The organism is Johannesbaptistia floridana (genome assembly GCF_057440575.1).
Map to the genome: position 1 here is coordinate 1 of NZ_JALKVM010000398.1, position 1,008 is coordinate 1,008.

General features: G+C 36.8%; 2 protein-coding genes. Both read left to right on the plus strand.

All coding sequences use genetic code 11. The features are described from left to right. Positions 1–63: 63 nt before the first annotated feature. Entirely contained in the window at positions 64–555 is a 492-nt protein-coding gene (locus MW688_RS22570; RefSeq protein ID WP_486738271.1) for a hypothetical protein, read from the plus strand. 11 nt (positions 556–566) lie between these two features. Then, the gene (locus MW688_RS22575) at positions 567–986 is read left to right on the plus strand and encodes a transposase family protein (RefSeq protein ID WP_486738272.1); all 420 of its coding nucleotides are present in this window, start codon (positions 567–569) and stop codon (positions 984–986) included. Positions 987–1,008: the final 22 nt, after the last annotated feature.

Sequence of the window (1,008 nt, forward strand, 5' to 3'; positions counted from 1 at the left end):
TAGAGTTGTTGTAAGCTAACCCATTGAAAATCAAACATCGTATATTTAGGGCAAAAGAAAATAATGGCAATAAGTTACAAAGATATCCGCAATGACCGGCAATGGAGAGCTTCAACAGGCCTGAATAAAGATCAGTTTTTTGACTTAGTCAAAGAATTTAAAATTACATACGAAGACTTTTTGGGAGAAACTCTAGAAGAACGTCAATCTTCTTCAACAAGTAAGAGCAAATTAAAGACCTATGAAGACCTCCTTTTTTTCATTTTATATAGCATTAAAAGTGGGTTAACTTACGATTTATTAGGCTTGAGTTTTGATATGGACCGGGGCGGTGCCTTTCGGCAGCAAACCTTCTCCCTGAGAATTCTAGAGATGACTCTTCAACGGTTAGGCTATATGCCAAAGCGGTTTTATAAAAACCTTCAAGACTTCAAATCCCAAATGGCTGAACATGAAACAGTCCTTTTAGATGCAAGTGAGCAAAGGAGGCAACGCCCTCAGGATCAGGAGGATCAGAAAGATGATTACTCTGGCAAAAAAAAGGACATACAATAAAATTATTGGTTTTGGCTAACACGAATAGACGAATCTTATACTTAAGCCAGCCCTATTGTGGATCCTCCCACGATTATGCAATTATGAAATCAGAGTTTGACCCTGACAATGGCTTATGGTTTGATGAACAGGGATTATATGTCGATTTAGGGTTCCTGGGGATTGAAAAGGATTATCAAATTAAACAGGTGTTTATACCTCATAAAAGGCCAAGAAGGAAATCAAAAAACGATCCTAAAATTGAATTTACAGAAGAACAGAAAATCCATAATAAGTCTGTAAGTAAAATACGAATTAGGGTAGAGCATGCAATTGGCGGATTAAAAAGATATCGATTTTTATCTGATCGTTTAAGATGCAGAGATGCAGAACTTTATTCGAAAGTAGCTGGTGTAGCAGCAGGATTATGGAATTTCCAGCTAACTGCTTGATCTTCATACATCAACAACTCTA